Source organism: Campylobacter sp. BCW_4319, assembly GCF_001764435.1.
GTDB classification, from domain to species: Bacteria; Campylobacterota; Campylobacteria; order Campylobacterales; family Campylobacteraceae; genus Campylobacter_D; species Campylobacter_D jejuni.
Genome location: NZ_MKAQ01000012.1, coordinates 1 through 371 on the forward strand (window position 1 = coordinate 1; position 371 = coordinate 371).

At 49.6% G+C, this 371-nt stretch carries 3 tRNA genes; all 3 read left to right on the forward strand.

The features are described from left to right. The first annotated feature begins 80 nt into the window (after positions 1-80). The 3 genes from AJN56_RS04775 to AJN56_RS04785 all read left to right on the forward strand — a co-directional run bounded on the left by AJN56_RS04775 (position 81) and on the right by AJN56_RS04785 (position 366). A tRNA-Arg gene (locus AJN56_RS04775) sits at positions 81-156 on the forward strand. 6 nt (positions 157-162) lie between these two features. After that, positions 163-238 (forward strand) — tRNA-Val (locus AJN56_RS04780). A 51-nt stretch (positions 239-289) separates the two neighbouring features. Next, a tRNA-Asp gene (locus AJN56_RS04785) sits at positions 290-366 on the forward strand. The last annotated feature ends 5 nt before the right edge of the window (positions 367-371 follow it).

A 371-nucleotide genomic window follows, 5' to 3' on the forward strand; every position in this document is an offset into this window, starting at 1 on the left:
CCGGTAGAGCATCTCCCTTTTAAGGAGGGGGCCGTTGGTTCGAATCCAACACGGGACACCATTTTTATTGTTAGGGTTATGACCCTTTCGTCTAGTGGCCCAGGACAACACTCTCTCTGTGTGGAAACAGAGGTTCAAATCCTCTAGGGGTCGCCAATCATAGGTCGCTTAGCTCAGTTGGTAGAGCGCCACCCTTACAAGGTGGATGTCATAAGTTCGAGTCTTATAGTGACCACCATTTTATAAAATCATAAATAGGTTTTATAATCTCTACTTCTTTACTTTGGATGCAGCGGTAGTTCAGCTGGTTAGAATGCCGCCCTGTCACGGCGGAGGTCGCGGGTTCGAGCCCCGTCCGCTGCGCCATCTTG